The organism is Salinivibrio sp. ML290, from assembly GCF_001995695.1.
GTDB classification, from domain to species: Bacteria; Pseudomonadota; Gammaproteobacteria; order Enterobacterales; family Vibrionaceae; genus Salinivibrio; species Salinivibrio siamensis.
Genome location: NZ_MUEY01000026.1, coordinates 1 through 6,718, shown reverse-complemented (window position 1 = coordinate 6,718; position 6,718 = coordinate 1). Strand labels below are relative to the sequence as shown.

The window sequence follows — 6,718 nt, the reverse complement described above, 5'->3', positions numbered from 1 at the left end:
TTGCACGAATAAGGCAAATGGTTTTGAATTTATTAAAGCAAGAGAAGAGTTTCAAAGCTGGCATTCAACGCAAGCGAATGATGTGCGCGATGGACCAAGAGTACTTGGCGACCGTGTTAGGAAGCCTTTCTTGACGCGGATGTTCATGCGTTTTCCGTGAAAGAAGGACTCGGTTGCATTCATAAAAGCTTGGCTCATATCCATCGAGACTGAGCGGACCTGTTGTTTAGCGATGTTAGGCAGCACTCGATAGCAGTTTGCTAAGCTTTGTTCACTTTTACCGTCGGCAACAGCGAGAACTTGGCCCGTTCGGCTCGACATCACCGTGACATAATCATGCCCTCGGCAAAAGGCAGTTTCGTCTACCAACAGATCTTCTACCTTATTTAAATTTCTCCGGGCGAGCCCTCGTGAAACAGCCCTTTTCATTACCCGATCAATGGCTCCCCAACTCAGTCGAAAGGCTTTAGATACAGAGAGAAGAGAAGTGAACTGAAGTGTTTCAATAATCTTTGTCTCAAAGAGTTCGGTATAGCGACTTCCAGGAGATGCCCAAGGAACAGAAACGGTCTGAACCCCATGCTTTGGACAGTCAGCACGTGGAACTTGGGCCTCAAGATATGTTTCGTATTGGCATGTATCCAAATGACGCCATATCCGCTTTCGAGAGTCATGCTTTCTTACCGCTTTCGAGCATGTTGGACAAGCAACGCCTGAATGACTTTCGTACATGATAGTCACGGTAATACGTTGGCTCGTTTTATCCACCTGGACAGAGTCAACAGTCCATGGCGGAATCAGTCCAAGGATCGTTTGATAGAGTGCTGTATCTTTCATCTGATTCAGGGAGCAAGTGCAGAGTGTTTACTTATTGTCTAATTAATCGGAAAACTTGAAAAGAAACACTTTCCACCACATCCGGTGAAGAGCCATATTTACACAGCTTATCGGCGAGGGAAGCCAGATCGTGTGCACGATTATTCGAAACACATTCACATTATCACCAAGCTAAAAAATAGAAATGCTATTTAATCAATGGGTTGCATTTTACTGCTTGGGGATAATGTGAACGCCTGAACCGTGATAGGCGGCATGCACACTTTCTCGGAAAAGAGATAGATCATAAAGACTCAAAATGTTATTTATAACAGTGGGTTAGATAAGAAAAGCCGCGTATAACGATTTTGGGAAATCGCGCATGCGCACTAATACAATGTTATGTATAAATGGAGTAAATATTGAGATTCACAAATATCCGGTTATTCGAAAACCGAATGGCTAGTAGTGGGGTTACTGTTGCATTCTTCAACTTTCAGTACCATGACTGCCTAATTGAAACAGCATACTCTGCAGCGCAGAGAAAATTTCTTTTTGCTTTTGTTGATCACAATATTGGATTCACTTGCTCGCTTAATGGTGAAAACGCTAGTGCTTTCATTAATCATAGAGCGGCCGTGGATCAGCTAATGAAGTGTCGTAATCACCATAGCTATGATCCGAAGCACTTCTATGAGCTTCTGAACGAGCATTTGCCTTATGCTAAGTTTTCCAAAATTAGCCTCACTGAGTACAAGCGTACCGCCCAGAAGGCTGTCTCAAACTTTGAAGATCGAATTTTCTTCAATCATTGGCGAAACTCGAACATGACTGACAAGCAGAGGGATAAAACAATAGAGCTCATGGGGCATGAGGTGTTGAGGTTCTGTCGCGAAAATCACCTAATCCCTGATTTCTATCCCTATCCCACTGAGAGAACTTTGGCAGCATTCGAAGATTTTCGAGACGACCATCAGCAGTTTGGGTTGCAGCAATAATACATAACTAATGCGTCAACGGGACCGCTTTGTTCCGCTGCGCTCCACAAAACGGCCCGTTACGCCGGCGTTAACAATCAAGGAATAGTTCGTGCACTATCAAGAAGCAAGAAAGCGGTCAAACGTTAAGAGAATTCTTGGAGTAGCAATCGCCGCTCCTGCCCTCGTCTCAACGGTCATTTCTTTTCTGAAAATGGTCTATTTCCGGCTCGACGATGGAACCCAGTTTGGGTCTGCATTGGCTCGGCCGTTTAAACAGGCGGTATCTTGGATTTATGAGCAAACCCAGTTTTTGAGTTTTTTCTGGGATCATTCGCCAGTACCAGATCAGTTCAACCTGTCGGAAATTCAAAATCTGTATGCGCTAATAATATATTCCGGCATTTTCGTAGGCGCAGCGCTTTATGCTTCTGGGCGTAAAATGGCAGCGCGATTGGCTATAATTGACGAAAAAATTGAAGATCAGCTCATTGAAGAGTCTGTAAAAGGCGCTAATGGACGGTCGAGGCAGGAAATTGAGCAGTCAACAGCTATACCGTCAAACAGCGTCTTCGCGCAAGCGCATCAACTTTATTTAGCGCCTATCATAGTTGGAATTATCGTCGCCGTATTTGTCGGGCTCCTCGGCATCTAAAGTGTTAACAAAACGCGTCACACGGATGGCCTTTTCTCCGCTTCGCTCCAAAAAAGCCACCGGTGCGCTCTGCGTTAGCCCTCAATACATAATTACGCAATGGACATGGATACTATAACCAGCAAAAAAGACTTTCACCGTAAAAACCCAGACGTGAGTTTAGAGCAACATGTGAGGAACAAGCGTGTACAGCTTGGTAGAGAGATAACAAATAGATTCAGGGTTTATTTGGACCTACGCTTTTGGATTTTTCTGAGGGATGTCGAGCTTGGTAGGAACGATAATCAAGAATTAATTAAACTCCTTGATCGGATAAAATTTCTTGTTGATGAAGGCCAGGTAATTTGCCCCATATCCGAGACAGTTTTTATTGAGTTAATGAAGCAAAGTGATCACGAGACAAGGCTTGCCACCGCAAGACTGATAGATCGTCTAAGCCTTGGTGTCACACTTGTTGTGAACCCAGAAAGAATAAGTCAAGAGATATGTAATACTATTTACTCTCTGGCTGGGGTCGAAGACCTTATACCAGTAGACGAATTGGTATGGATAAAACTGAGCTATATATTCGGTGAGATTCATCCTCACCAAACGCCCTTCGGGCCATCTGAAGAACTTATAATACAAAAGTCATTTTTTGATCATATGTGGAATACCACAATTACAGAAATGATGGGCTATCTTGACTTTGAAAGTTGGGAGCAGCCAAATTGGCAGAGTACTGCAGATCGCCTTAATTTTGGTAATAAAAATCATGCTGATGAAATTCGTAGTTACAAGCAAGCGTATCGTATCGAATTTGAAGGCGGATTAAGCCTATTTAAAGAGGAAATGTTGCAGTTGTTCAAAGAGGTAAATAATAGAGGATATAAAGAATTAGAACCCAACAGCGAAAATTTATCTAACCAAGAACGATTTAGTAGATTTTCAAAATCAGTTAGGACGCTTCATATTGGTGCTTGCTGTCACGCAGCAGTAAGGTGGGACCAAAATCGCCAACTGACAGGTAATGACCTTCTAGACTTTCATCATGCTGAAGCAGCCCTAGGATATTGCGATTTGTTTTTGACTGAAAAGCCACTTAAGGCTCTAGTGAGCCAGAATCATTTAGGGTTAAGAGTTGATTTTCCTTGTGTCGTTGAGTCGTCAGCCGCTGGCGGGCTTAGAGTTCTCGATGCCAAGAAAGGCTAACAAAGCGCTGTTGTCGGACAAATTTTCCGCTGCGCTCCAAGTTTGCCGCAGAGCGCGGCGTTATGTTTCTGAGGGTATGATGAGTAAAGAAGAAATTACCTTAGTTGCTGCCTTAATGGCTGCAATAACTTCGATTATATCGTTAGTCTTGAGTTCAAGACTAACGCTAAACCGCGATAAGCGAATTACAAGTTGGAGTAAAGAAGTTGAAAGATTACATCAACTTGAAGAACAAATTGGCATCGCGATGGAAGTGGTGTCTGTTTATACTGGCATAGATGAAAAAAAGAAAGACTATATCCCACTTCATGACGACCTTAAGTATGTTGCCGGTAAATTTTCACGTTATCCAGATTTGGCGAAAGCTATTCGTCGTTTCGTTCACGCTTGCGATCTTACTGTCAATTGCCAAATGGATCATCGAGATGAACGTCCTTATAAAGAGGATGTTCAGAAGCAATATGATCAAGTCATAACAGAATGTGACCGTATTCTAAATCCTAAATGGTATAGTGGCTTTATCAGGTTTAAAACATAACAAACGCGTATGTCGTCAATCCTAAATTTTAGCGAGATTTTTTTATTTCATATCACGCCGTCTCTGAGCATCAAATTTAAGATTACCACCATCTTACGCAAATAGAAATTTATGGCGAATTTTTTGTGGTCATTCAGCGTGAGAAAAGAAAAGTAGTGCTTAGCGAGATTAACGCCAAAAATTTTGAGCAGATATAGTCATCTCCGATATCTAAGGTCGCACCTCAGTGTGGCAGACATTCAAGAGAGTAACCCTGTCATTCGGTATACATTCAGATAGAGTAGTGTTAATGAAGTTTAAAATAGTAGATAAAAGAATAAAAAATTTGTATGTAGGGCCGCTCAGTGTTTTTATGTTTTGGCCTTCTTTGATATTTTTTGGTTCATGGTTTATGGGTGATGTAATTAGTTTTGAGTATCTCCTTTATGTTTTTCTATTTTGCTCTATTCCAGCGCTAATAAACTATAAAGGAAGGTGCGATTTTAAAAACTACGCTGAAAATCATGCCATTGAAATTTCAGACAAGGGATTAATTTCTTATGAGCCTGACACACAAGAAATCATGGAGTGGGAAAGCGTTAAAACGGTCAAGGTTAAGCGTTCCAAGCACAAGGTGAAATCTATAAAAATCATTGGTAATCATGGGTTAACGGCTGATTTGTCAAGATACGGAGATTTAGATAGGCTCTATGATGAACTAAAAAAAGTGATAGCGGCAGATCGTTGGAGGTAAGTGTACAATGAGTTAATTAGACTCGCGCTCTAAATAAATCACTTTTTAGCTGATTAATTAGTAGCGGGGATAACAAGAGTCGCAATACGATTGTCGGAATTTACTTAGCTACCACAGCTACTGATTATTTTTCGGCTTTTATGGTGTTGTAGCAACGATTTGATATCTCCACAGCTATTTATTGCTCTTTTGAAATTCAGGGTATTGCTCAAGAAACTCAATCATATCGAAAGGCATAACTGTTGGTTGTCGTTTGTACCATTTTACAAGCGAGTTTACGTTGAGTGCATCAAATTCGCGCTTAAAGTCGTCACTCCGATATACATTCGATAGCTCGAGCCACTCGTCTAAATACTGCGTATCTTTCGATTCAGAAGTATATGCTAACAATGCAGAGTTGTAGGAGGATAGCTCTTCTCCCCAGCAATCAGTCTCTGCTAGATGCTTGATATAACCAGTTGCTGCTACTTTTTCGCTTCGACTGAGATTAACAAACCAACTTTCCTCGATTGGCTCTAATTGTTGACGGTTTTTACGGCAATTGCTTGCTTTTTCTTCTAGTGCAGAGTAAGCGCTATCCATCTCGGACTTTAAAAATTCTTCCCACGTCAGGGCATGACCTACAAGAGGAAGGCTTATCAGTAAAAGTAAGGTGATTTTTCTATAGTGCATTAGAAACACATCTCCAAAATTCGTAATCTTTTCCTGTTGCATTTAATGCTGTCATATCAGCGTGATCCTGCAGTCTACGGCGTCGAATAATTCCTACACTTTTAAATGCATCAGCGAAACCTTTCCAGTCATATATACTGATATTAATGCCTGTGGATACTACTGATGCTGAACCCTCAATAATAACTGAACCATTCGCACTTCTTGATGCAAATAGTTGAAATAGCGGAACACCAGATAAGACTGCTTCGAGTACATTGGCAGTATCGATTATCCTGTTCATTTCCTTGATTCCATCAAGGGTCTGAGCGCTAGGCTCAAAGCTATCTATATTGCAAAAATCACCTTTAAAGCTTGATACTGGCATACCTGTTCCATGAGAGATTATTATCTCGATATTTAAAAGTAAATACTTACAAAAATCWCAGAAAGCCTTACGATATTGGAGCATCATCACGTAAATATCAATTTTTAGGATACACCCATGCACCTGACTTTCCGTCCCATCAATCTTGAAACCGATTTTGCTTATTGCGTGGCCGCGCGTCGGGACGCTTTTGTCTGTAGCTTTGGCTCCGATGAGGGGTTTGAAGGTTTTCATTAGTGAAGACCGATTTTTATCAGTGTTGGTTGCGCCTGAATTCAGATAATAAGTGCAACACTCATGGTTAAACTGGCGAGAGGAAGTCAACTGCTGATAGTGGTACGCTTCTCATCGCCAAAATCAAAACGTGATTACCATGAGTTACCAGCAGTTGACCGAAGGACAACGATACCAGATTTCTGTCCTTTTGGCCCGTGGCTGTTCACAAACAGTCATTGCCGAAACCCTCTGTAAGTCAAAATCAACAATATCGAGAGAGCTAAGTAGGAACTGATTACCAGACGGCCGTTACGAGCCAGGGAAAACGCATGAAGATCCGCGCTACGCCTGGGCTAGCAATTTAATGATTAAGTTGTCACTTATGGCTTAAAATCGTGCGTTATGCCATATTTATTAATTAAAATAAGTGAAAATAAAGGATCAATTTGTTGATCATTTTCAGTACGATTTAATGGTCTCCTAATGTTTAGGAGATTTTCAGTACGATTTAATGGTCTCCTAATGTTTAGGAGATTAAAAATGACAGAAGATA

At 41.3% G+C, this 6,718-nt stretch carries 7 protein-coding genes and 4 pseudogenes; 7 read left to right on the top strand and 4 right to left on the bottom strand.

The annotated features are described in order from the left end of the window. A pseudogene (locus BZG23_RS16785) lies at nt 1–134 on the top strand (ISAs1 family transposase); the annotation flags it as partial. 37 nt (nt 135–171) lie between these two features. On the opposite strand, the pseudogene BZG23_RS16975 reads toward BZG23_RS16785, so the two are convergent. Further along, nucleotides 172–732, bottom strand: a pseudogene (locus tag BZG23_RS16975) (helix-turn-helix domain-containing protein); the annotation flags it as partial. Between the two features lie 542 nt (nt 733–1,274). Here BZG23_RS16975 and BZG23_RS16180 point away from each other — a divergent pair. The 4 genes from BZG23_RS16180 to BZG23_RS16165 all read left to right on the top strand — a co-directional run bounded on the left by BZG23_RS16180 (nt 1,275) and on the right by BZG23_RS16165 (nt 4,177). Continuing rightward, nucleotides 1,275–1,814, top strand: coding sequence for a hypothetical protein (locus BZG23_RS16180; protein WP_198532207.1), 540 nt, complete (start codon nt 1,275–1,277; stop codon nt 1,812–1,814). Nucleotides 1,815–1,905: 91 nt separating this feature from the next. Then, the gene (locus tag BZG23_RS16175) at nt 1,906–2,448 is read left to right on the top strand and encodes a YniB family protein (RefSeq protein ID WP_077607536.1); all 543 of its coding nucleotides are present in this window, start codon (nt 1,906–1,908) and stop codon (nt 2,446–2,448) included. Nucleotides 2,449–2,553: 105 nt separating this feature from the next. Next, entirely contained in the window at nt 2,554–3,639 is a 1,086-nt protein-coding gene (locus tag BZG23_RS16170) for a hypothetical protein (RefSeq protein ID WP_198532206.1), read from the top strand. Further along, nucleotides 3,623–4,177, top strand: coding sequence for a hypothetical protein (locus BZG23_RS16165; protein WP_077607535.1), 555 nt, complete (start codon nt 3,623–3,625; stop codon nt 4,175–4,177). The genes BZG23_RS16170 and BZG23_RS16165 overlap by 17 nt, the downstream gene beginning before the upstream one ends. A 47-nt stretch (nt 4,178–4,224) precedes the next feature. Here the strand turns inward: BZG23_RS16165 and BZG23_RS16970 are convergent. Next, nucleotides 4,225–4,332 (bottom strand): annotated as a pseudogene (locus BZG23_RS16970) (IS110 family transposase); the annotation flags it as partial. Nucleotides 4,333–4,466: 134 nt separating this feature from the next. Between BZG23_RS16970 and BZG23_RS16160 the strand changes: the two are divergent. Further along, nucleotides 4,467–4,910, top strand: a complete 444-nt coding sequence (locus BZG23_RS16160) for a hypothetical protein (RefSeq protein WP_077607534.1) — start codon at nt 4,467–4,469, stop codon at nt 4,908–4,910. Nucleotides 4,911–5,084: 174 nt separating this feature from the next. On the opposite strand, the gene BZG23_RS16155 is transcribed toward BZG23_RS16160, so the two are convergent. Continuing rightward, a complete protein-coding gene (locus tag BZG23_RS16155) occupies nt 5,085–5,582 on the bottom strand; it encodes a hypothetical protein (protein WP_077607533.1) in 498 nt (165 codons plus the stop codon). Beyond that, nucleotides 5,572–6,183, bottom strand: a complete 612-nt coding sequence (locus BZG23_RS16150) for a hypothetical protein (RefSeq protein WP_077607532.1) — start codon at nt 6,181–6,183, stop codon at nt 5,572–5,574. Before BZG23_RS16150 ends, BZG23_RS16155 begins: the two co-directional genes overlap by 11 nt. Before the next feature lie 139 nt (nt 6,184–6,322). On the opposite strand from BZG23_RS16150, the pseudogene BZG23_RS16145 reads away from it, so the two are divergent. Further along, nucleotides 6,323–6,457 (top strand): annotated as a pseudogene (locus tag BZG23_RS16145) (helix-turn-helix domain-containing protein); the annotation flags it as partial. Between the last annotated feature and the right edge of the window lie 261 nt (nt 6,458–6,718).